The following is a 22,339-nucleotide window of genomic DNA, read 5'->3' as shown; positions in this document are numbered from 1 at the left end:
GTCACGGCCCGGTGACGAGGGAGAGGAGCAGGTCGATGAGCTTGATGCCGACGAAGGGCGCGACGAGACCGCCGAGTCCGTAGACACCGAGGTTGCGGCGGAGCAGCCGGTCGGCGCTGACCGGCCGGTAGCGCACGCCCTTCAGCGAGAGCGGGACCAGCGCGACGATGATCAGCGCGTTGAAGATCACCGCCGAGAGGATCGCGGAGTCCGGCGAGGACAGGTCCATGATGTTGAGCCTGTCCAGGCCGGGGTGGACGGCCGCGAACAGCGCCGGGATGATCGCGAAGTACTTGGCGACGTCGTTGGCGATCGAGAAGGTCGTCAACGCGCCCCGGGTGATGAGGAGTTGTTTGCCGATCTCGACGATCTCGATGAGCTTGGTCGGGTCGGAGTCGAGGTCGACCATGTTGCCGGCCTCCTTCGCGGCCGACGTTCCGGTGTTCATCGCGACGCCGACGTCCGCCTGGGCCAGCGCGGGCGCGTCGTTGGTGCCGTCGCCGGTCATCGCGACGAGCCTGCCACCCGCCTGCTCGCGCTTGATGAGGGCCATCTTGTCCTCGGGCGTGGCTTCGGCGAGGAAGTCGTCCACGCCCGCCTCCTCGGCGATCGCCCTGGCCGTCAGCGGGTTGTCGCCCGTGATCATGACGGTTCTGATGCCCATGCGGCGCAGTTCGGCGAACCGCTCGCGCATGCCCTCCTTGACCACGTCCTTGAGGTGGACGACGCCGACCACCCGCGCGCCGTGGGCGTCGTCGACCGCCACCAGCAGCGGCGTACCGCCCGCCTCGGCGATCCGGTCGGTCAGTTCCCCGGTGTCCGCGGCGACCTCACCGCCCTGTTCGCGCACCCAGGCGATGACGGAAGCGGCCGCGCCCTTGCGCACCCGGCGCCCGTCGACGTCCACGCCCGACATCCGGGTGCGGGCGGTGAAGGCGATCCACTCGGCGCCGGCCAGTTCGCCCTCGTGCCGCTCGCGCAGGCCGTACCGTTCCTTGGCGAGGACGACGACGGAGCGGCCCTCGGGCGTCTCGTCGGCCAGTGACGACAGCTGGGCGGCGTCGGCGACCTCGGCCGGCGTGGCGCCCCCCACCGGCACGAACTCCGCGGCCCGGCGGTTGCCGAGCGTGATGGTGCCGGTCTTGTCGAGCAGCAGCGTGGAGACGTCGCCGGCGGCCTCGACCGCACGCCCCGACAGGGCGAGGACGTTGCGCTGGACCAGCCGGTCCATGCCCGCGATGCCGATCGCGGAGAGCAGCGCGCCGATGGTGGTCGGGATGAGACAGACCAGCAGCGCCACCAGCACCACCAGCGTGAGGTGCGCGCCCGCCCGGTCCGCGAACGCCGGCAGCGTGGCGCAGGCCAGCAGGAACACGATCGTCAGCGAGGCGAGCAGGATGTTCAGCGCGATCTCGTTCGGCGTCTTCTGCCGGGCGGCGCCCTCGACCAGGCCGATCATCCGGTCGAGGAAGGTCTCGCCCGGTTTCGTCGTGATCCGGACGACGACGCGGTCGGAGAGGACCCTGGTGCCTCCGGTGACGGCGCAGCGGTCGCCGCCGGACTCCCGGATGACGGGCGCCGACTCGCCGGTGATCGCCGACTCGTCGACGGAGGCCACGCCCTCGACGACGTCGCCGTCGCCCGGTATGACGTCCCCCGCCTCGCAGACGACCAGGTCACCGACCCTCAGTTCGGCACCGGGCACCACGGTCCCGTCGGCCTTGCGTGCCACGGTGTCCGCCTTGGCCCTGCGCAGGGTGTCGGCCTGCGCCTTGCCGCGTCCCTCGGCGATCGCCTCCGCGAGGTTGGCGAAGACGACGGTCAGCCACAGCCAGGCGCTGACGGTCCAGCCGAACCGGTCGCCCGGGTCCTTGAAGGAGAACACCGTCGTCAGGACGGAGCCCACGAGGACCACGAACATCACGGGGGACTTGACCATCACTCGCGGATCGAGCTTGCGGAACGCGTCCGGCAGCGCCTTCACCAGTTGCCCGGCGTCGAACAGGCCCGCGCCGACACGGCCCCCGGGAGCCTTGTGACCCGTCGACGCGTCCTGGTGGGACGCCAGGGTGGGAGTGGACATGGAGTCCTCCGGCCTCTCTGTGCGGGTGGTCATCGCGCCAGCCCCTCGGCGAGCGGGCCCAGCGCGAGGGCGGGGAAGTACGTGAGACCGGTGATGACGAGGATCGCGCCCACCAGCAGACCGGTGAACAGCGGCTTCCCGGTGCGCAGGGTGCCGGCGGTGGCCGGGACGGGCTGCTGCCGGGCCAGCGAGCCCGCGAGCGCCAGGACGAACACCATCGGCAGGAAGCGGCCGAGCAGCATCGCGAGGCCCAGCGTGCTGTTGAACCACTGGGTGTCCGCGTTCAGACCGGCGAAGGCCGAGCCGTTGTTGTTCGAGGCGGACGTATAGGCGTACAGGATTTCCGAGAACCCGTGAGCGCCGCTGTCGGTCAGGGAGTTCGCCGGGGTCGGCAGGGCCGTCGCGAAGGCGGTGAACACCAGCACGAGCGCCGGGGTGACCAGGAGGTACAGGGCCACCAGTTTGATCTCGCGGGTGCCGATCTTCTTGCCCAGGTACTCGGGGGTGCGCCCGACCATCAGGCCGGCGATGAACACCGCGACGACCGCCATGACCAGCATGCCGTAGAGGCCGGAGCCCACACCGCCGGGCGCTATCTCGCCCAGCATCATGCCGAGCATGGTGATGCCGCCGCCGAGGCCGGTGAGGGAGGAGTGGGAGGAAGCCACCGCACCGGTCGAGGTGAGCGTGGTCGACACGGCGAAGATCGACGAGCCGCCGATGCCGAACCGGACCTCCTTGCCCTCCATCGCCCCGTTCGCCAGCTCGAGGGCCGGGCCGTGGTGGGAGAACTCGGTCCACATCATCAGCGAGACGAAGCCGACCCAGATGGCGCCCATCGTGGCGAGGATCGCGTAGCCCTGCTTCACCGAGCCGACCATGACGCCGAACGTGCGGGTCAGGGAGAACGGGATGACGAGGATCAGGAAGATCTCGAAGAGGTGGGAGAACGGGGTGGGGTTCTCGAAGGGGTGGGCGGAGTTGGCGTTGAAGTAGCCGCCGCCGTTGGTGCCGATCTCCTTGATGGCCTCCTGGGAGGCGACCGCGCCGCCGTTCCACTCCTGCGAGCCGCCCGTGAACTGGCCGACCTCGTGGATGCCGGAGAAGTTCTGGATGACGCCGCACGCGACCAGCACGACGGCGGCGAGGAACGCCAGCGGCACCAGAACGCGCACGACACCGCGCACCAGGTCCGCCCAGAAGTTGCCCAGCTCACCGGTGCGGGACCGCGCGAAACCGCGCACGAGCGCGACGGCCACCGCGATGCCCACCGCGGCGGAGACGAAGTTCTGCACCGCCAGACCGGCCGTCTGCACGACGTGGCCCATGGCCTGCTCGCCGGAGTACGACTGCCAGTTGGTGTTGGTCACGAACGATACGGCCGTGTTGAACGCCTGGTCCGGGTCGATCGACCGGAAGCCCAGCGACAGCGGCAGCACGCCCTGGACCCGCTGGAGGAGGTAGAGGAACAGGACACCGACGGCCGAGAAGGCGAGCACACCGCGCAGGTAGGCGGACCAGCCCATCCGCGTGTCGGGATCGGCGCCGATGCCCTTGTAGAGCCACTTCTCCACCCGCCAGTGGCGGTCGGAGGAGTAGACCCCGGCCATGTAGGTGCCGAGGGGGACGTGGGCGAGCGCCAGCGCCGCGACGAGTGCGAGCAGTTGGAGCACGCCGGCGAGTACGGGACCCATGTGGCTTCTCAGAACCTCTCGGGGAAGAGCAGGGCGAGGACGAGATGGCCCAGCAGGGAGACGGCCACGACGAGGCCGACGAGATACTCGGCGGTCACAGCTTCGTCACCCCCTTGGCGATGAGGGCCACCAGCGCGAAGACCGCGACCGTGGTGACGACGAAGGCCAGATCGGCCATCGTGAGCTCCTGGAGTTGAGATCCGGAGACGAGATCCGGTCGAACAGGGACGGTTACAGGAGACAGCCGCCGTGACCGGAATCGACCGCCGTTGACGGCTCCCATACGCCGCCGTGCTCGGCTTTGACGGCTCCCTGACGCAGCCGCGCTCACCTTCGGCGGGTTTCCGCGCCGCCCTGACGACACCGGGTGGGCAGGGCCGTTCCCGTCGCGCCCGGGCCCCCGTTGCGGCCCGGCGCCGTTGCGCCGGATCCCCCGCCGCGCCCGGCCTCGTCGTCCCGGCCCACGGCCGGCCCGGCCGCCCGCGGACTCCCCTTTCGCGGGTCGGCACCGCTCGCCCGCCCGACCCGCCGGCGGAACCGGTCCATGACCGGTACGCCCCACCGCCCCGCGCCGCGTCACCCGGCGGCCCGGCCCCTCCCCCGGCCCCGCCTGGCCCTATCGTGACCGGCATGCAGTCCTACACCATCGGCCAGGCCGCGCGCCTGCTCGGCGTGAGCCCCGACACCGCACGCCGCTGGGCGGACGCGGGCCGGGTGCCGACGCACCGCGACGACACCGGACGACGCCTCATCGACGGCGCGGACCTCGCCGCCTTCTCGGTCGCACTCGCCGGGTCCGGCGGCGAGGAGGGCGGTGCCTCCTACACCTCGGCCCGCAACGCGTTCCCCGGCATCGTCACCGCGATCAAGCTGGGCGACGTCGCCGCCCAGGTCGACATCCAGGCGGGCCCGCACCGCCTCGTCTCCCTCCTGACCCGCGAGGCCGTCGAGGAACTCGGCCTGGAGGTGGGCATGGAGGCCACGGCCCGCGTGAAGTCGACCAACGTCCACATCGACCGCACCTGACGCGGGCGCCACGCATCTCCGAGCCCGGCACATGCAACCCGCTGGGCGGCTTCAGTGCCGCCCGTACGAAGTGATGACCGGCCCAAGCCTGGCATCTGCGGCAGTATCATCTCGGCACGGGCCCGTTCGAGGGACCGCGACGACACCGAGGAGCGCACCGTGACGACCCGAACCGCCCGCCGGGCCCGCCGGACACTGCGCCTGACGGGCGCCGGGGCGGCCGCGCTGCTGGTGCTGAGCGCCTGCTCCCCGTCGGACGGCAGCTCCTCCGGGACCGGGTCCGCCACGTCGGACCCGGCGAAGCCGTCCGGCACGGTGACCGTCTTCGCGGCGGCCTCCCTCCAGGAGAGCTTCACGGCCCTGGGCGAGGAGTTCGAGAAGACGCACCCCGGCACGAAGGTCGTCTTCAACTTCGGCGGCAGCGACACCCTCGCCGCGAGCATCACCGCCGGCGCCCCGGCCGACGTGTTCGCCGCCGCCAGCACCAGGACCATGGCGACCGTGACGGACGCCGGGGACAACGCCTCCGCCCCGGCCACCTTCGCCCGCAACCAACTGGAGATCGCCACCCTGCCGGGCAACCCCGACGAGGTCGCCTCCCTGAAGGACCTCACGAGGTCCGGCCTCAAGGTCGTCCTGTGCGACCAGGCCGTCCCGTGCGGTGCCGCCGCCCGCAAGGCCCTCGACGCGAGCGGCCTCGACCTCACCCCGGTCTCCTACGAGCAGGACGTCAAGAGCGCCCTGACCAAGGTGGAGCTGAAGGAGGCCGACGCCGCGGTGGTGTACCGGACCGATGTGCGGGCGGCCGGTGACAAGGTGGAGGGCGTGGACTTCCCCGAGTCGGCCGACGCCGTCAACGACTACCCCATCGCCGCGCTCAAGGACTCCCGGAACGCCGCGGCCGCCCAGGCCTTCGTCGCCCTCGTGCGCTCCGCGGAGGGTCGGAAGGCGCTGACCGAGGCCGGGTTCCTGAAGCCGTGACGCCCCTCGCCTCCGACCTCCGCAAGGACGACCGGCGACCGGTCCGGATCCGCACCGGCGTCCCCTTCGCCCTGCTGCTGCCCGCCCTCCTGGGCCTGGCCTTCCTCCTGCTGCCCCTGGCCGCCCTGCTGATCCGGGCCCCCTGGCACAGCCTCCCCGGGCAGCTGACCAGCCCCGAGGTGTGGCAGGCCCTGCGGCTGTCCCTCATCTGCGCCACGTCCGCGACCGCCCTCAGCCTCGTCGTCGGCGTACCGCTGGCCTGGCTGCTGGCCCGCACCGACTTCCCCGGCCGCGGTCTCGTGCGCGCCCTGGTGACGCTCCCGCTGGTGCTGCCGCCGGTCGTGGGCGGTGTGGCCCTGCTGCTGGCCCTGGGCCGCAACGGCGTGGTCGGACAGTGGCTGGACGCCTGGTTCGGCATCACCCTGCCGTTCACCACCACCGGCGTCGTGCTCGCGGAGACGTTCGTGGCGATGCCGTTCCTCGTCATCAGCGTCGAGGGCACGCTGCGCGCCGCCGACCCCCGCTACGAAGAGGCGGCCGCCACCCTGGGCGCCTCCCGCTTCACCGCGTTCCGCCGGGTCACGCTGCCCCTGATCGCGCCGGGCATCGCGGCGGGCGCCGTACTGGCCTGGGCACGCGCGCTGGGCGAGTTCGGCGCGACGATCACCTTCGCGGGCAACTTCCCCGGCCGTACCCAGACCATGCCGCTCGCCGTCTACCTCGCCCTGCAGAACGACCCGGAGGCCGCCATCGCCCTCAGCCTCGTGCTGCTGGCCGTCTCCATCGCCGTGCTGGCAGGCCTGCGCGACCGCTGGATGACCGCCTCATGAACACTCCCGACCGCGCGAAGGACGCTCCCGGCCCCCCGGCGGACACCGTCCCGCCCCGCTCCACGGCGGACACCCCCGACCGCGTCACGGACACCACCGCCGAGGGTCTCGACGCCCGTCTCGTCGTCGACCGGGGCGACTTCCGCCTCGACATCGCGCTGAGCGCCGCCCCCGGCGACGTCGTCGCCCTGCTCGGCCCGAACGGCGCCGGCAAGACGACGGCCCTGCGCGCACTCGCCGGCCTCGTCCCGCTCACCGGCGGCCGGCTCCGCCTGGACGGCAGCGTGCTGGACCGTACGCCGCCGGAATCCCGCCCGGTCGGCGTGGTCTTCCAGGACTACCTGCTGTTCCCCCACCTGAGCGCCCTGGACAACGTGGCGTTCGGCCCGCGCTGCCACGGCGCGAGCAAGGCCGAGGCACGTGCCCTGGCGGCGAAGTGGCTGGAGCGGATGGGCCTCGCCGAGCACGCCGGTGCCAAACCCCGCCGTCTCTCCGGCGGCCAGGCCCAGCGGGTCGCCCTGGCGCGCGCCCTCGCCACCCGTCCCCGGCTGCTGCTGCTCGACGAGCCCCTCGCCGCCCTGGACGCCCGCACCCGCCTGGAGGTGCGCGCCCGGCTGCGCCGTCACCTGGCCGACTTCGAGGCCGTCGCCGTCCTCGTCACGCACGACCCGCTCGACGCCATGGTCCTCGCGGACCGCCTGGTCGTCATCGAGGACGGCACGGTCGTCCAGGAGGGCGCCCCCTCCGACATCGCCCGTCACCCGCGCACGGACTACATCGCCCAGCTCGTCGGCCTGAACCTCTACCGCGGCCGGGCCGACGGCCACACGGTGCGCCTCGACACGGGCCCCGTGCTCACCACCACGGAGGTGCTCACCGGGCCGGTCTTCGTCGCGTTCCCGCCCGGCGCGGTCACCCTCCACCGCGACCGCCCCACCGGCTCCAGCGCCCGCAACCTCTGGCGCTGCGAGGTCGCGGGCCTGGAGACCCACGGCGACCAGATCCGCGCCGACCTCACCGGTGAACTCCCCCTGGCCGCCGACCTCACCACGCTCGCCGCCGCGGAACTCGACCTGCGTCCCGGCGCCACCGTGTGGGCCACGGTCAAGGCCACCCAGACGCACGCCTACCCGGCCTGAACCGCCCCTGACACGCCGAGGCCCCCGCCCTGCGCGGACGGGGGCCTCGGCGTACGTGCTGTCGGATCAGTCCTGGTAGGCGTCCAGCGGCGGGCACGAGCAGACCAGGTTGCGGTCGCCGAAGGCCTGGTCGATCCGGCGCACCGGCGGCCAGTACTTGTCGGCGGCGGACACCCCGGCCGGGAAGACGGCCTCCTCGCGCGTGTAGGCGTGGTCCCACTCGCCGCCCAGCGCGGCCGCCGTGTGCGGAGCGCCCCGCAGCGGGTTGTCCTCGGCGGGCCACTCACCGGCCCCGACCTTCTCGATCTCCGCGCGGATCGCGATCATGGCCTCGCAGAACCGGTCCAGCTCCGCCAGGTCCTCCGACTCGGTCGGCTCGATCATCAGCGTGCCGGCCACGGGGAACGACATCGTCGGCGCGTGGAAGCCGTAGTCGATGAGCCGCTTGGCCACGTCGTCCACGCTGACGCCGGTCGCCTTCGTCAGCGGACGCAGGTCGATGATGCACTCGTGCGCGACCAGCCCGCCGGGGCCGGTGTAGAGCACGGGGTAGTGCGGTTCGAGCCGCTTGGCGACGTAGTTGGCGGACAGCACGGCCACCTGCGTGGCCCGCTTCAGCCCCTCCCCGCCCATGAGCCGCACGTAGGCCCACGAGATCGGCAGGATCCCCGCGGAACCCCACGGCGCGGCCGAGATCGGCCCCACCCCCGTCGCGGGCCCGGCCTCGGGCTGGAGCGGGTGGTTGGGCAGGTACGGCGCCAGGTGCGACCGCACGGCCACGGGGCCGACGCCCGGACCGCCGCCGCCGTGCGGGATGCAGAACGTCTTGTGCAGGTTCAGGTGCGAGACGTCGCCGCCGAAGTGCCCGGGCTTGGCGAGCCCGACGAGCGCGTTGAGGTTGGCACCGTCCACGTACACCTGGCCGCCGGCCTCGTGCACCTGCGCGCAGATGTCGGCGACGTGCTCCTCGAACACGCCGTGCGTCGACGGGTAGGTGATCATCAGGACCGCCAGCTCGTCGCGGTGCTTCTCGATCTTCGCCCGCAGGTCCTCGACGTCGATCTCGCCGTCCTCTGCGGTGTTCACGACCACGACCTTCATCCCGGCCATCACCGCGCTCGCGGCGTTCGTGCCGTGCGCCGACGAGGGGATCAGGCACACGGTCCGCTGCTCGTCCCCGTTGGCCCGGTGGTATCCGCGTACGGCGAGCAGTCCGGCGAACTCGCCCTGCGACCCGGCGTTCGGCTGGAGGGAGACCTTGTCGTACCCGGTGACCTCGGCGAGCCGCTCCTCCAGCTCGTGGATGAGCGTGAGGTAGCCCCGCGCCTGGCCGGCGGGCGCGAAGGGGTGCAGCTGCCCGAACTCGGGCCAGGTGACCGGCTCCATCTCGGTGGTCGCGTTGAGCTTCATCGTGCAGGAGCCCAGCGGGATCATGCCCCGGTCCAGCGCGTAGTCGCGGTCGGCCAGCCTGCGCAGGTAGCGCAGCATCGCGGTCTCGGAGCGGTGCTGGTGGAAGACGGGATGGGTGAGGATCTCGTCGCGGCGCAGCAGTCCGGCGGGGAGGGTGTCCTGCGCGACCGCGTCGAGGGCCTCGATGTCGCCCTCGACCCCGAAGGCCCGCCAGACGGCGCCGATCTGCGCCCGCCCGGTGGTCTCGTCACAGGAGACCGCCACGTGGTCGGCGTCGACGAGGTGCAGGTTGACCCCGTTGTCCCGCGCGGCGGCGACGGCTTCGGCGGCCTTCGCGGGCACCCGCACGGTCAGCGTGTCGAAGTAGGAACCGTGCACGACCTCGACGCCGCCCGCGGTGAGCCCGGCGGCCAGGACCGAGGCGTAGCGGTGGGTGCGCCACGCGATCGCCCGGAGGCCCTCGGGTCCGTGGTAGACGGCGTACATGCCGGCCATGACGGCGAGCAGCACCTGCGCCGTACAGATGTTGCTGGTCGCCTTCTCCCGGCGGATGTGCTGCTCACGGGTCTGCAGCGCCAGCCGGTACGCCCGGTTGCCGTCCACGTCGACGGAGACGCCCACGAGCCGCCCGGGCAGGCTGCGCGCGAACTTCTCGTGGACGGCCATGTAGCCGGCGTGCGGCCCGCCGAAGCCCATCGGCACCCCGAACCGCTGCGTCGTCCCGACCGCGATGTCCGCACCCAGCTCACCGGGCGAGGTCAGCAGCGTCAGCGCGAGCAGATCGGCGGCGACGGTGACGAGCGCCCCCAGCTCGTGCGCCTGGTCGATGACCGGCTTGAGGTCGCGTACGGCGCCGGAGGCCCCCGGGTACTGGACCAGCACGCCGTTGATCTCCCGCGCGGCGATGTCGGCCGGAATGCCCTCGCCGAGGTCGGCGACGACGACCTCGACACCGGCCGGCTCGGCACGCGTCTGGATCACCGCGATGGTCTGCGGCAGCGCGTCCGCGTCGACCAGGAAGAGGCCCTTCTTGTTCTTCCCCATGCGCCGGGACAGCGCCATCGCCTCGGCCGCGGCCGTGCCCTCGTCGAGCAGCGAGGCGCCGGAGGTCGGCAGTCCGGTCAGGTCGGCGACCATGGTCTGGAAGTTCAGCAGCGCCTCGAGCCGGCCCTGCGAGATCTCCGGCTGGTACGGCGTGTAGGCCGTGTACCAGGCCGGGTTCTCCATGACGTTGCGCAGGATGACCGGCGGGGTGAAGGTGCCGTAGTAGCCGAGCCCGATCATGGAGTCCATGACCTGGTTGCGGTCGGCCAGCGACCGCAGTTCGGCCAGCACCTCGGCCTCGGTGCGCGCCCCCGGCAGGTCCAGCGCGTCGGCGTTCTTGATCACGTCGGGGACCGCGGCGGCGGTCAGCTCGTCCAGGGAGCCGTAACCGACCTGCGCGAGCATCTTGGCCCGCGCCTCCTGGTCGGGCCCGATGTGGCGCTGCTCGAAGGGAATTCCCTGTTCGAGGTCGGAGAGCGGAATGCGATGGGCGGTCATTGCGGAGGCCTCCTGGTCAGACACGACCTTCGAGGGGCACCACTGGCGGGTACCCGGACGGCCTCCCCCTCTGTCATCTCAACCTGAGAGCTTCACCGGCCGCCCGAGGGCACCCGGCTTTCACCGTCGGTGAGGGCGGAAGCCGTCGACGCCGTCGGCACCCGCCCTGCTTTCCAGAGTGACCTCGTCCGTGCGGTACGTGAGCCTGAGAGATTCCGGGGAGGATTTGCTCCTTCGGCGCCTCCGGTGGTCTCCGGAGGACTCTCCCGCACGGGGTCAGCAGCCATTGCCAGACTACCAGCGAGGTCAACGGGGCTTCCTTTCGAGTGGCCGCCACTCCCGATGTGCTCTTTTGTAGTGCTGAGGGATGAGTTTGCGACGAAGCGGAGGGGCCCGTGCAGACCGACATCGACCCGCGCAACCTGATCGGCCGCAAGGCGTTCGACCGGAACGGCACCAAGATCGGCACCATCGACGAGATCTACCTCGACGACGCGACCGGCGTGCCGGAGTGGGCGGCCATACGCACCGGCCTGTTCAGCAGGGACGCCTTCGTCCCCCTGGAGCCCAGCGAACTGGTCGAGGGCGCCCTGCACGTCCCCTTCGACCGCGCCCTGATCAAGGACGCCCCCGACTTCGGCGTGGGCCGTCATCTCTCCCCCGACCAGGAACTCCAGCTCTATCACCACTACGGCCTCGACGTGGCCGCCCCTCCGCCCCTCCCCGACCGTGACTTCGGCAGGCTGGCGGGCTCGGAGGAGACCTGAGCGGACCGGCCGCACGCCCGGACCAGCGCCCCGAGGAGTCCCTGCGGATCGTGGAGCGGCCGCGCCCCGTCGGTGACGACGCGTCGCGTGCCCGCGTCGACGGGATCGGTACGCGCCCAGTCGGCGGGGCCGATGCCGACCTCGGCCTCCAGACCGGAGGCGGTCACGTACCGCCATTCGGTGACGGGCCCCCAGGCCCGGTTGCGGATCAGCTCTCCCAGGGCCGGCTCGCACCCCGGGTGTCCTCGGCAACGTACCGGCCCGGCTCGACGGTCAGCACGAGGAGATCGACATCCAAGTCCGCTCGCCCGGCGCCCCGTGCCCAGGACCCGACGAGCAGCACCCCGACGACGTCCTCGCGTCCCGCGGCCCATCGGGTGACCCGCCGGACCACCGAACGCACCTCGTCACGCCGCTCCGCCGAGACCCCCGCAGGGCCCGTCCGTCCCTTCTCGTCCGCCACCGCACAGCGCCTTGCTCGATCCCGTCACCGGCCGTTCCCCGGCCGCGGCCCCACCGCCGGCACCCGACCGGCCGTGTCCACCGCCGATGCCCCGTCGGGTCTTCGCCGCACCAGCGGCAGCGGCTCCGCCGGCTGCAGATCGGGGTCGTCGATCCGGAACGTCCGTACCCGGCCCACCTCCGACCCGGGTGTCTCGAACCGCACGGTCACCCGCCCCAGCCCGCTGCCCTGCACCCACCCGTGGCCGAGCTCTGCGTGCCGCACGTCGTGCCCCGGCCGCCACCGGTGCTCCGCGGGCACCGCCTCGGCCACGGCGGGCTCCTGCGGCGCCTCGTCCTCGGGCCCTTCGGCCCGCACCTCGGCCGCCCGCACCTCGGCCGCCTGCGCGAACAGGTCCTCCTGCGTGAAGTCGGCCAGCCCGCTGACCCCCACCCCGAGCAGCCGCACACCGCCCGTCGTGTCCACCACCTCCAGCAGCCGCGCCGCCGCCTCCCGCACGACCGCCGGATCGTCCGTGGGCCCCCGCAGGGTCTCCGACCGGGTGAGCGTGGAGAAGTCGTAGCGCCGCACCTTCAGCACGATGGTCCGCCCCGACAGACCGGCCCCCCGCAGCCGCCGCACACACCGGTCGGCGAGCCGCTGCACCTCCAGCTCCACCCGCACCCGGTCGTGGATGTCCACGTCGTAGGTGTCCTCCACCGACACGGACTTGGTCTCCCGCTCGGCCACCACGGGCCGGTCGTCCCGGGCCAGTGCCATGGCGTGCAGCGCGTGCCCGTGCGCCTTGCCCAGCAGCCTCACCAGCTCGTCCTCCCCCGCCTCGACCATCTCCCCGACCGTGGTGATCCCGGCCCGCCTCAGATGATCGCCGGTCGCCGGCCCGACCCCCGGCAGCGTCCGCACCGACATCGGCGCGAGCAGGGACCGCTCGGTGCCCGGCTCGATCAGCACCAGGCCGTCCGGCTTGGCCTGCTCGGAGGCGATCTTGGCGAGCATCTTCGAGGCGGCCAGCCCCACCGAACCGGTGAGCCCGGTGACCGCCCGGATGTCGGCACGCAGCCGCACCCCGGCCAGCCGGGCCGACTCGCTGTCCCAGGCCGCCCCACCGGCCTCCAGATCGACGAACGCCTCGTCCAGGCTGAGTGGCTCCACCAGTGGCGACAGGGCCCGCAGCAGCGCCATGACCTGGTCGCTGATCTGGCGGTAGAACGCACCCCGCGGCACCAGATAGGCGGCGTTCGGAGCGAGCCGGCGGGCCTGCGCCATGGGCATCGCCGAGTGCACCCCGAAGACCCGTGCCTCGTACGAGGCGGTCGCCACCACTCCTCGCGGCCCGAGACCCCCCACGACCACAGCCTTCCCGCGCAGACTCGGCTTGGACGCCTGCTCCGCCTGGGCGAAGAAGGCATCCATGTCGAGATGCAGGATGGTGGGCGCGTTTCTCACGTCTCCGATGCTGCACCACACCACTGACAATGAGGCTGTACAGCCGTCCGCGGGGGCGCCGGGGCGGTCAGACCGCCCGGTTGCGCCGACGGGCCAGCTCGTCCGCCGGGTTGGGCCCGACGAGTGTCTCACCGGTGTCGACGCGCTCCCCGTGCAGCTGGGACAGCGCGCTCTCGACGTCCCGCCACACCACACCGACGGCGATCCCGAAGATGCCCTGACCGCCCTGGAGCAGCGCGTGGACCTCGTCCGGCGAGGTGCACTCGTAGACCGTGGCACCGTCACTCATCAGCGTCACCCGCTCGAGGTCGCTGAAACCGCGCTCACGCAGGTGCTGGACGGCGGTGCGGATGTTCTGGAGCGAGACCCCGGTGTCGAGGAAACGCTTGACGATCTTCAGGACCACCACGTCCCGGAAGCTGTACAGGCGCTGCGTACCGGACCCGTGGGCGGGCCGTACGCTCGGCTCGACCAGCCCCGTGCGCGCCCAGTAGTCAAGTTGCCGATAGGTGATGCCGGCGGCCGCACAGGCCGTCGGGCCCCGGTAGCCGATCTCCTCGGACGCCATGGACGTCGCCCCTCCGCTGCTCGGCACGGCCGCCGGCCGCTGCGGAGCATGATCGGCCGCGCCTCCGTGATGGGGGTACCCCCCGCTCGAACGGAGCCGAGAGCTTGAGGGAGGGTACGGACCGCTCCCCCCGACACCGAGTCCGGGGGCACCCCCCACCGTACCGTCGCCGCTGCTTCTCACGCCGACCTCCGTCCTTGACCTGCCTTCTCGACGGTAGGCAGTCACCAGGGGTGCGTCAACGATCGCCACACTCGGCACGCCGAGTGATAATCACCCCAGGAGTGGTTTCCCCCGCTCCACCGCGGGGAAAGGCTAGCCGAATGCGCTGAGCGGAAGCCGCAGGACGCTCTCATGGTCCGGCGGCAATTGCCACGGCCGAAGCCGCTGCGCCCACCGGACCAGCCTCGCCTCCCGACAGTTACTGATTGCTGCTGCCGAAGTCCTCGGGCGAGATCTGGTCGAGGAACTCACGGAACTTCTCCACCTCGTCCTCCTGCTCGTCCGGAATGGCGATCCCCGCGTCGTCGAGCACCGTGTCGCTGCCGTAGATCGGCGTTCCGGTGCGCAGGGCCAGCGCTATGGCGTCGGACGGCCGCGCGCTCACCTCCACTCCGCTGGCGAAGACCAGCTCGGCATAGAAGACGCCTTCACGCAGGTCCGTGATGCGCACTTCGCTGAGCTCCTGGCCCACGGCCTCCAGCACGTCCTTGAACAGGTCATGGGTCAGCGGCCGCGCGGGAGCCATGCCCTGCTGGGCGAAGGCGATCGCCGTCGCCTCACCCGGCCCGATCCAGATGGGGAGGTAACGGTCGCCTCCCACTTCACGCAGCAGGACGATCGGTTGGTTGGAGGGCATCTCGACCCGGACACCTACGACATCGAGCTCGTTCACACAGCAACCCTAGGCCGTGCTCGGGACGTTTGGGTAGTCGGGCCGGGAACGGGTGAGCGATCCGGGCGGCCCGGAGCGTCCGCCTCAGGGCAGACGCACTCCGAGCGCGGTCTGCACCAACGCCGCGTGCAGCCTGACCGTGAGTCCCGCCAGTTCCTTCGTGCGGGCCTCGGCATGCGCCCTCGTCTGCGGGTTGCGGTGGCGCCGGAGCGGTGCGACCACCTGGTCCACGAGTCCCGCCTCGCGGTCGGCCGCGGCCTTCATCACCCGTAGGTGCCGGGGCTCGATCCCGAACCGCCCCAGTTCGGAGACGAGCGCGGCCACCGTGACCACCTCGGCGTCGTAGACCCCGTCCTCCAGGGGCACGACGAGCCCGTAGGCCTCCCACTCCTGGAGTTCGCGCTCGTCGATCCCGGCGGCCGCCAGCAGCTCGGACCGCCCGATCCGGGCGGCGGTGGGCGCATCGGGCCGCTCCGGTACCGCCTCCCCGTCCCGCTGCCGGCCCACGGTCGGCAGCGGTGCCGCCTCACCGCGCTCCATCGCGTCCAGATGCTCCCGGATCACCTTGAGCGGCAGATAGTGGTCCCGCTGCATCCGCAGGACATGACCGAGGCGCTCGACGTCCTCCAGGCTGAACTTGCGGTACCCCGACGGGGTCCGCTGCGGCTCGACGAGCCCCTCCGACTCCAGGAAGCGGATCTTGGAGATGGTGACTTCGGGGAACTCGTCGCGCAGCACGTTCAGCACCGTGCCGATGCTCATCGCACCACCGTCCGCTGCGGCGGCGCCGGGTCCGGTACCGCCCCTCGGTGTTCGCAGCATGGGCCTTCCCTGGGGGTTCCCCCGGACCGGGTCCGGGGGCGGGTCAGTAGCCTCGCTGGCTCGCGTAGAAGACCAGCCGGTACTTGCCGATCTGCACCTCGTCACCGTTCGACAGCGGGACCTCGTCGATCCGCTCCCGGTTGACGTACGTGCCGTTCAGGCTGCCGACGTCGGCCACCGTGAACGAACCGTCCTGGCTGCGCCGGAACTCCACGTGGCGGCGCGAGACCGTCACGTCGTCCAGGAAGATGTCGCTCTGCGGGTGCCGCCCGGCCGTCGTCAGGTCGCCGTCCAGCAGGAAGCGGCTGCCCGAGTTGGGGCCGCGCCGCACGACCAGCAGGGCGGAGCCCAGCGGCAGCGCGTCGACCGCGGCCTGGGCCTCGGGCGAGAGCGCCGGCAACTGCGTCTGTCCGGTGGCCTCGGAGTCGTAGGCCTCGAGACCGGAGATGGAAATGGTGGACGTCGTCTCCGACGGGCGCTCGGGCGTCAGCCCAGGCCTCAGCGGGGCGCCGCAGTTCGAGCAGAAGCGGCTGTTCTCCGCGTTGCGGTTACCGCACCTCGTACACACCAGGGCCGACATAGGGGAAAACCCTCCACCCGTACTTGAGGTTGACGGTTGCCCGAAACCTATGCCGCCGGACTGCGCAGGGTCAACCGACGCCCCGCCCTGGCCTCCGGAAATGTCACCGCCCGGACCAGCCACCTGGTCCCGGAACAGCGGCCGCTGGCCCTCCGCGTCAGGCTGTGCGCGGTGACGGGCGGTCGCGTTGTCACCGCTGCCCTCTCGCGCGCTCTTGCCGAACAACTTCGCAAACAACTTCACGGGCGATTCCCCTTGACCGAAACAGACCCGCCCGTGGGGCAGGACGAACCCTGAATGATTAGACCGGCCGACCCGGACATCTTCACAACGTCCGTATCCACCAGACAGTTTCCACCACGCACCACCCGTTCGGTGCGCCGACCCCCCGCAACCTCATGCCCTTGCCGGACGGCCCCCATGCACCCCCGGTTCACTGCGAGGACGACCGAGCGTAGTCAGGCTGCTCCGCTGCCCGCAAGGCGTCCACGACGATCTTGGTGGATCGCTCCACGGACACCGTGGCCTGCTCCTTCTCCAGAGTCTGCACCACGCCCCCAGGGATGTTGAGCGCCGGTTCAAGGTCCTGCGGCTTGCCGATGACCTTGAAACGATAGGGAGCGTTGATCTTGTTCCCGTCGACGCCCACGCTCTTGCCGGATTCCGTCAGGTACGTGCCGGCGACGACCCGGACGCCGTTGACCTGGATCGCCTCGGCGCCCGCCGCACGCAGCTCCTGGATCGCGTCGAGCAGCATGTCGGCCTCGACCGTCCCCTTCGTGTCCTCGATGACCATGGTGATGCCGGGCCCCTGGGCGGCCACCGTGCCCGCCAGGATGCCGAGTTGCTTCTCCTTCTCGACCGTCTGCTTGCGGGCCTCCTCGGCCTGGTCGGAGCTGTTCTCCAGCTCCTGCCGCTGCTTCTCGAGGCCCTGCTTCTCGTCCTCAAGACGCTGACTGCGGTCATCGAGTTCATCGAGGATGCGCACGAGATCTTCCTGACGCGCCCCGCGCAGGGCGTTGCCGCTCTCGCTGTTGGAGGCCACTTGCACGGCCAGCCCGAAGCCGAGGCCGAACAGCAGCAGGGCGACGATGAGTTGGGCCCGGCTCACCCGCGGCGGCCACAGCCCCTGCACCAGCCGCTGCCGGCCGGTCAGGGTGGGCTTCCCGCTCTCCTCGGACTGTTCCGCGTGCGGAACGGCCGCGGGAACCTCCTGGGGGAGTTCCTTGCGCAGTCTGGTCGTGGGCGTCTCGTCCCGAGGTGTCTCGACCCGCGGTGACTCGTTGCGGGGGGTCCCGGCGGGCTGGGTCGCGTCGTGGTCGCTCATCGCCCTCACGCCCGGAAGACGTGCCGGCGGATCGCCGCGGCGTTGGAGAAGATCCGGATGCCGAGCACGACCACCACACCCGTGGACAGCTGGGCGCCGACGCCCAACTTGTCACCGAGGAAAACGATCAGGGCAGCCACGACCACGTTCGACAGGAACGACACGACGAACACCTTGTCGTCGAAGATGCCGTCGAGCATGGCCCGCAGACCCCCGAAGACGGCGTCCAGCGCCGCCACGACGGCGATCGGCAGATAAGGCTCGACGACCGCCGGAACCTCGGGCCGGACCAAGAGGCCGGCCACGACTCCCACGACGAGGCCCAGTACGGCGATCACGATGTGCCCTTCTCAGTTCTCGGCTCTGCTGTACGTACGATCACACTCGGTGCCGCGGGCACCCGGACGTCCTCCTCCACCGAGATGGCGGTCCGGATGCCGAAGTTCTCCTGGAGGGCGTGCAGATACAGCCCGTCGGGGCTGTCCTGGAACCGGGTGCTCAGGTTCTTCCCGTCCCCCACCGCGAGCACCGTGTACGGCGGCACCAGCGGCTTGTTGTCGACCAGTATGGCCTCGCCCGCGGCCCTGATCGCCGACAGCGCCGTCAGCCGCTGGCCGTTGACGGAGACGGCCTCGGCGCCCGACGCCCACAGCCCGTTGACGACACGCTGCATGTCACGGTCGCGGACCCGCCCGGTGTCGGAGAACCCGGAGGTCTCGCGCGGATCGCCGTCACCGCCGGTGGAGGCCTCCTCGGCGTCGTCCACGACCAGCTTCACACCGGGTCCGTGCACCTCGACGGCGCCCGCGAGGATGCCCACCAGCTCCGTCTGGTCGCCGCCGCCGCTCTCCCGGAGCGCCTCCCGCTGCCGTGCGCTCACGTCGTCACGCAGTTCGTCGACGGTGTCCTCGAGCTCGTCCGCCGCCTCGGTCTCACTGTCGATGCGGTCGATCAGTTCCTCGCGCTCCTTGGCCACGACCGGAGCGGCGATCCGCGCCTGGGCGGCTCCCACGGTCACGACGAGGGCCGCGAGCACCAGGCCCGCGGCCAGGCCCAGCTTCGAGCGCAGCGTCCTGGGCAGCCCTCCGACGCCCTCGGCCCGCTTCCGGGCGGCCGCCTCGGCGTATCCGTCGTCGAGACTGTGGTCCATGACGTTGGTGAGCAGCGACATGGACGCGTCCGGGCGCGACGCTCGCGCGGGCGTACTCCGAACGGGGGGCTGCTGCGGCATGCCGCACATCGTCGCACGCCGCGCCCGTTACCTCCGAACGGCCCCACCGACGTGCCGGACAGGCCCTCTTGGGGGCACTTGTCCGGCACGCGCGCGTGGTAGGTGTGTCAGCGCCCGGCGCTGTCCACGACGGACGACCACTCGTCCAGCAGGGCCTGTGCGGAGGCGTCGTCGGGGCCCTCCGCCCACAGGTGCGTGACGGCCTCGGCCGGGTCCGGCAGCACCATCACCCAGCGTCCGTCGGCCTCCACCACCCGGACACCGTCCGTGGTGTCCACGGAGCGGTCTCCGGCGGCCTCGACGACCCGCCGCATCACCAGACCCTTGACGGCCCACGGAGTGGCCAGATCCCGCTTCAGAACGTGCGCCCGCGGGATCCGCGCGTCGATCTGGCTCAGCGTGAGCTGCGTTCGGGCCACGAGCCCGATCAGCCGCACGAAGGCCGCCGTACCGTCGAAGACGCTGCTGAACTCGGGGACGATGAAGCCGCCCTTGCCGTCCCCGCCGAAGATGGTCGACTCGTCGCGGCCCACCCGGGTCAGGTCGTCGGGCGACGTTGTCGTCCATTCCACCTGGGTGCCGTGATAAGCCGCCACCTGCTCGGCGATCCGCGTCGTGGTCACCGGAAGTGCCACCCTCCCGCTGCGCCGCTCGGCGGCGACCAGGTCGAGCAGCACGAGCAGCGCACGGTCGTCCTCGATGATCCGGCCCTTCTCGTCGACGAGGGAGAGCCGCTCGCCCACCGGGTCGAACCGCACACCGAACGCGGCCCGCGACGACGCCACGATCTCCCCGAGCCGCACGAGCCCGGAACGCCTCTGGTCACTGCTCTCCGTCGGCCGGGCCTCGTTCAGACCGGGATTGACGGTCAGCGAGTCGACCCCGAGCTTCCCGAGCAGGCTGGGCAGTACGAGACCGGCACTGCCGTTCGAAGCGTCCACCACGACCTTCAACCCGGACTCGGCGATCCCGGTCGTGTCCACGTTCCGCAGCAGCGACCCGGTGTACGAGTCGAAGACACTGGCGGGGAAATGCAGGTCCCCGATCTCTCCGGGGAACGCCCGCCGGTACTCCTGCCGCGCGAACACCCGGTCCAGCTTCCGCTGGCTGCCCTGCGACAGGTCCGCGCCCTGTCCGTCGAAGAACATGATGTCCACGGAATCGGGCACTCCCGGCGACGTGCGGATCATGATCCCGCCGGCGCTGCCGCGCGCGGTCTGCTGCCGCGCGACGGGCAGCGGCACATTCTCCAGATCCCGTACGTCGATGGCGCTGGCCTGCAACGCGGAGATCACCGCTCGCTTCAGAGCACGGGCACCACGGGAGTGGTCGCGGGCCGTGGTGACGGTGGAGCCCTTCTTGAGCGTGGTCGCGTAGGCCCCTGCGAGGCGTACCGCCAGCTCCGGCGTGATCTCGACGTTCAGGATCCCGGAGACGCCCCGCGCGCCGAAGAGGTGCGCCTGACCCCGAGACTCCCAGATCACCGAGGTGTTGACGAAGGCGCCGGCCTCGATGGTCTTGAACGGGTAGACCCGCACGTTGCCCTGCACGATCGATTCTTCACCGATCAGGCATTCGTCGCCGATGACGGCGCCGTCCTCGATCCGGGCCGCCCGCATGATGTCGGTGTTCTTGCCGACGACGCAGCCGCGCAGATTGCTGTGCTGTCCGACGTACACGTTGTCGTGGACGACGGCCTTGTGCAGGAAGGCCCCGCTCTTGACGACGACGTTGGACCCGATGACCGTGTGCTCGCGGATTTCCGCGCCGGCTTCCACCTTGGCGTAGTCCCCGATGTAGAGGGGGCCGCGGAGCACGGCGTCCGGATGCACTTCGGCGCCTTCGGCGACCCATACGCCCGGCGAGATCTCGAACCCGTCGAGCTCGACGTCGACCTTGCCTTCCAGCACGTCGGCCTGAGCCTTCACGTAGCTCTCGTGCGTGCCGACGTCCTCCCAGTAGCCCTCGGCGACGTAGCCGTAGATCGGCTTGCCTTCCTTCATCAGCTGCGGGAAGACGTCGCCGGACCAGTCGACGGGCACATCGGCCTCGACGTAGTCGAAGACCTCGGGTTCCATCACGTAGATGCCGGTGTTCACCGTGTCGGAGAAGACCTGGCCCCAGGTCGGCTTCTCGAGGAAGCGCTCGACCTTGCCTTCCTCGTCGACGATGGTGATGCCGAATTCCAGAGGGTTGGGCACGCGCGTCAGGCAGACGGTGACGAGCGCGCCCTTTTCCTTGTGGAAGTTGATCAGCTCGGTGAGGTCGAAGTCGGTGAGCGCGTCGCCGGAAATGACGAGGAAGGCGTCGTCCTTCAGCGCCTCCTCCGCGTTCTTGACGCTTCCCGCAGTACCGAGTGGCTTCTCCTCGTTGGCATAACTGAGCTCCATACCGAGCTCTTCACCGTCACCGAAGTAGTTCTTGACCAGCGAGGCCAGGAACTGGACAGTGACGACGGTCTCATTGAGCCCATGCCTTTTGAGCAGCCTCAGAACGTGCTCCATGATCGGCCGGTTGGCCACCGGCAGGAGCGGCTTGGGCATGCTCGAGGTCATGGGACGAAGGCGTGTGCCTTCGCCTCCGGCCATCACGACGGCCTTCATGTCGGAAGCGTCCTCCTTGAAGAGACGACGGTCTAGCCGACTTCACCCCTCCAGATTGTCCCGCACTTTTCCGTAGCGGGCCATCGAGCCAGCGCTGAGTGCCGATCGCTTCGGTGAGATCAGTCGGCCATGGGGTCCGCACGGACCAGGCGGCGGACTTGTACCACGTAGAGGACTCCTGCCCACCAATACAGCGTTGTACCCCATCCTGCGAACGCCCATCCGAAAATAGCAGCGAGTGACGCCGGCCATCCGCTTCCGTCACTGAGCAGGAGAAGCGGGAAGGCGTACATCAGGTTGAAGGTGGCCGCCTTCCCGAGGAAGTTCACCTGGGGCGGCGGATAGCCGTGCCGCCTGAGGATGCCCACCATCACCAGCAGCATCAGTTCTCGCGCCAGAAGTGCAGCGGTCAACCAGAGGGGGAGAATCTCCCGCCAGGTGAGGCCGATCAGGGTCGAGAGAATGTAGAGCCGGTCCGCGGCCGGGTCGAGCAGCCGGCCCAGGCTGCTGATCTGGTTCCAGCGCCGGGCGAGCTTGCCGTCCAGGTAGTCGCTGATTCCGCTCAGAGCCAGCACGAGGAGAGCCCAGCCGTCGCTCTGCGGCCCTCCGAACTCGGGCCTGAGGATCAGCCACAAGAACAGTGGTACGCCGAGGAGACGCGCCGTGCTGAGGATGTTGGGGATGGTGAGGACCCGGTCGGTCTGCACACGGGTCTCCTGGACCTCCACCCGGGGGCCTCCAGTAGAAAACGAGCCAACGATGCCCCCTGACCCTACCTCAACGCAAAAAAGCTCCGGCTCCTGGGCTGTATGCCCAGGAGCCGGAGCTGTAAAAGGAGTTCGGCGGCGTCCTACTCTCCCACAGGGTCCCCCCTGCAGTACCATCGGCGCTGTGAGGCTTAGCTTCCGGGTTCGGAATGTGACCGGGCGTTT

Annotated in this window: 21 protein-coding genes, 1 rRNA gene and 1 riboswitch; of the genes, 5 read left to right on the top strand and 17 right to left on the bottom strand. The window is 70.8% G+C overall.

The features are described 5' to 3' along the window. Position 1: 1 nt before the first annotated feature. From kdpB to ACGFQC_RS19520, 4 genes are read right to left on the bottom strand one after another with little or no spacing between them, the layout of a single operon-like run. Positions 2 to 2,116 (bottom strand): potassium-transporting ATPase subunit KdpB, encoded by a 2,115-nt coding sequence (kdpB, locus tag ACGFQC_RS19535; protein ID WP_363092980.1) that lies wholly within the window; start codon positions 2,114 to 2,116, stop codon positions 2 to 4. Continuing rightward, the gene (kdpA, locus tag ACGFQC_RS19530; protein ID WP_363092981.1) at positions 2,113 to 3,777 is read right to left on the bottom strand and encodes a potassium-transporting ATPase subunit KdpA; all 1,665 of its coding nucleotides are present in this window, start codon (positions 3,775 to 3,777) and stop codon (positions 2,113 to 2,115) included. The genes kdpB and kdpA overlap by 4 nt, the downstream gene beginning before the upstream one ends. Positions 3,778 to 3,785: 8 nt before the next feature. Then, entirely contained in the window at positions 3,786 to 3,875 is a 90-nt protein-coding gene (gene kdpF / locus ACGFQC_RS19525) for a K(+)-transporting ATPase subunit F (protein WP_363092982.1), read from the bottom strand. Continuing rightward, positions 3,872 to 4,060 carry a hypothetical protein gene (locus ACGFQC_RS19520; RefSeq protein WP_363092983.1) on the bottom strand — a complete coding sequence of 63 codons (189 nt, stop codon included), beginning with the start codon at positions 4,058 to 4,060 and terminating at the stop codon, positions 3,872 to 3,874. The genes kdpF and ACGFQC_RS19520 overlap by 4 nt, the downstream gene beginning before the upstream one ends. Positions 4,061 to 4,407: 347 nt before the next feature. On the opposite strand from ACGFQC_RS19520, the gene ACGFQC_RS19515 reads away from it, so the two are divergent. The 4 genes from ACGFQC_RS19515 to ACGFQC_RS19500 all read left to right on the top strand — a co-directional run bounded on the left by ACGFQC_RS19515 (position 4,408) and on the right by ACGFQC_RS19500 (position 7,753). Further along, positions 4,408 to 4,803, top strand: a complete 396-nt coding sequence (locus ACGFQC_RS19515) for a helix-turn-helix transcriptional regulator (RefSeq protein WP_363092984.1) — start codon at positions 4,408 to 4,410, stop codon at positions 4,801 to 4,803. 159 nt (positions 4,804 to 4,962) lie between these two features. Continuing rightward, positions 4,963 to 5,784: a molybdate ABC transporter substrate-binding protein gene (gene modA / locus ACGFQC_RS19510; RefSeq protein ID WP_363092985.1), complete on the top strand. Its 822-nt coding sequence runs from the start codon at positions 4,963 to 4,965 to the stop codon at positions 5,782 to 5,784. Beyond that, positions 5,781 to 6,614 (top strand): ABC transporter permease, encoded by an 834-nt coding sequence (locus tag ACGFQC_RS19505; protein WP_363092986.1) that lies wholly within the window; start codon positions 5,781 to 5,783, stop codon positions 6,612 to 6,614. Before modA ends, ACGFQC_RS19505 begins: the two co-directional genes overlap by 4 nt. Continuing rightward, on the top strand, positions 6,611 to 7,753 hold the full coding sequence (locus ACGFQC_RS19500) for an ABC transporter ATP-binding protein (protein WP_363092987.1): 1,143 nt from the start codon (positions 6,611 to 6,613) through the stop codon (positions 7,751 to 7,753). Before ACGFQC_RS19505 ends, ACGFQC_RS19500 begins: the two co-directional genes overlap by 4 nt. A 66-nt stretch (positions 7,754 to 7,819) precedes the next feature. Here the strand turns inward: ACGFQC_RS19500 and gcvP are convergent, their stop codons facing one another. Then, entirely contained in the window at positions 7,820 to 10,705 is a 2,886-nt protein-coding gene (gcvP, locus tag ACGFQC_RS19495; RefSeq protein ID WP_363092988.1) for an aminomethyl-transferring glycine dehydrogenase, read from the bottom strand. Between the two features lie 183 nt (positions 10,706 to 10,888). Continuing rightward, positions 10,889 to 10,984, bottom strand: a riboswitch (glycine riboswitch). Between the two features lie 116 nt (positions 10,985 to 11,100). On the opposite strand from gcvP, the gene ACGFQC_RS19490 reads away from it, so the two are divergent. Beyond that, positions 11,101 to 11,472 (top strand): PRC-barrel domain-containing protein, encoded by a 372-nt coding sequence (locus ACGFQC_RS19490; protein WP_363092989.1) that lies wholly within the window; start codon positions 11,101 to 11,103, stop codon positions 11,470 to 11,472. 208 nt (positions 11,473 to 11,680) lie between these two features. On the opposite strand, the gene ACGFQC_RS19485 is transcribed toward ACGFQC_RS19490, so the two are convergent. The 12 genes from ACGFQC_RS19485 to rrf all read right to left on the bottom strand — a co-directional run. Further along, on the bottom strand, positions 11,681 to 11,935 hold the full coding sequence (locus ACGFQC_RS19485; protein WP_363092990.1) for a nucleotidyltransferase domain-containing protein: 255 nt from the start codon (positions 11,933 to 11,935) through the stop codon (positions 11,681 to 11,683). A 24-nt stretch (positions 11,936 to 11,959) separates the two neighbouring features. Beyond that, on the bottom strand, positions 11,960 to 13,381 hold the full coding sequence (locus ACGFQC_RS19480) for a DNA polymerase IV (RefSeq protein WP_363092991.1): 1,422 nt from the start codon (positions 13,379 to 13,381) through the stop codon (positions 11,960 to 11,962). Positions 13,382 to 13,448: 67 nt separating this feature from the next. Further along, the gene (locus tag ACGFQC_RS19475; RefSeq protein ID WP_363092992.1) at positions 13,449 to 14,132 is read right to left on the bottom strand and encodes a MerR family transcriptional regulator; all 684 of its coding nucleotides are present in this window, start codon (positions 14,130 to 14,132) and stop codon (positions 13,449 to 13,451) included. A gap of 238 nt (positions 14,133 to 14,370) precedes the next feature. After that, on the bottom strand, positions 14,371 to 14,844 hold the full coding sequence (locus ACGFQC_RS19470) for a bifunctional nuclease family protein (RefSeq protein WP_073494403.1): 474 nt from the start codon (positions 14,842 to 14,844) through the stop codon (positions 14,371 to 14,373). A gap of 84 nt (positions 14,845 to 14,928) precedes the next feature. Continuing rightward, positions 14,929 to 15,666 carry a MerR family transcriptional regulator gene (locus ACGFQC_RS19465; RefSeq protein ID WP_363092993.1) on the bottom strand — a complete coding sequence of 246 codons (738 nt, stop codon included), beginning with the start codon at positions 15,664 to 15,666 and terminating at the stop codon, positions 14,929 to 14,931. 43 nt (positions 15,667 to 15,709) lie between these two features. Next, positions 15,710 to 16,597 (bottom strand): FHA domain-containing protein, encoded by an 888-nt coding sequence (locus ACGFQC_RS19460; RefSeq protein WP_363092999.1) that lies wholly within the window; start codon positions 16,595 to 16,597, stop codon positions 15,710 to 15,712. An 82-nt stretch (positions 16,598 to 16,679) separates the two neighbouring features. Further along, positions 16,680 to 17,573 carry a DUF881 domain-containing protein gene (locus ACGFQC_RS19455; RefSeq protein WP_363092994.1) on the bottom strand — a complete coding sequence of 298 codons (894 nt, stop codon included), beginning with the start codon at positions 17,571 to 17,573 and terminating at the stop codon, positions 16,680 to 16,682. A gap of 5 nt (positions 17,574 to 17,578) precedes the next feature. After that, positions 17,579 to 17,911 (bottom strand): small basic family protein, encoded by a 333-nt coding sequence (locus tag ACGFQC_RS19450; RefSeq protein WP_003988855.1) that lies wholly within the window; start codon positions 17,909 to 17,911, stop codon positions 17,579 to 17,581. Further along, positions 17,908 to 18,813: a DUF881 domain-containing protein gene (locus ACGFQC_RS19445; RefSeq protein ID WP_363092995.1), complete on the bottom strand. Its 906-nt coding sequence runs from the start codon at positions 18,811 to 18,813 to the stop codon at positions 17,908 to 17,910. The genes ACGFQC_RS19450 and ACGFQC_RS19445 overlap by 4 nt, the downstream gene beginning before the upstream one ends. Positions 18,814 to 18,911: 98 nt before the next feature. Beyond that, positions 18,912 to 21,407 (bottom strand): mannose-1-phosphate guanyltransferase, encoded by a 2,496-nt coding sequence (locus ACGFQC_RS19440; protein ID WP_363092996.1) that lies wholly within the window; start codon positions 21,405 to 21,407, stop codon positions 18,912 to 18,914. A 119-nt stretch (positions 21,408 to 21,526) separates the two neighbouring features. Further along, a complete protein-coding gene (locus ACGFQC_RS19435; RefSeq protein ID WP_363092997.1) occupies positions 21,527 to 22,135 on the bottom strand; it encodes a CDP-alcohol phosphatidyltransferase family protein in 609 nt (202 codons plus the stop codon). Positions 22,136 to 22,244: 109 nt separating this feature from the next. Then, positions 22,245 to 22,339: ribosomal RNA gene (rrf, locus tag ACGFQC_RS19430) — 5S ribosomal RNA — on the bottom strand; the annotation flags it as partial.

The sequence above is a fragment of the Streptomyces sp. NPDC048734 genome (assembly GCF_043198675.1).
Taxonomy (GTDB): Bacteria; Actinomycetota; Actinomycetes; order Streptomycetales; family Streptomycetaceae; genus Streptomyces.
This window is presented reverse-complemented; position numbering and strand designations above follow the sequence as displayed.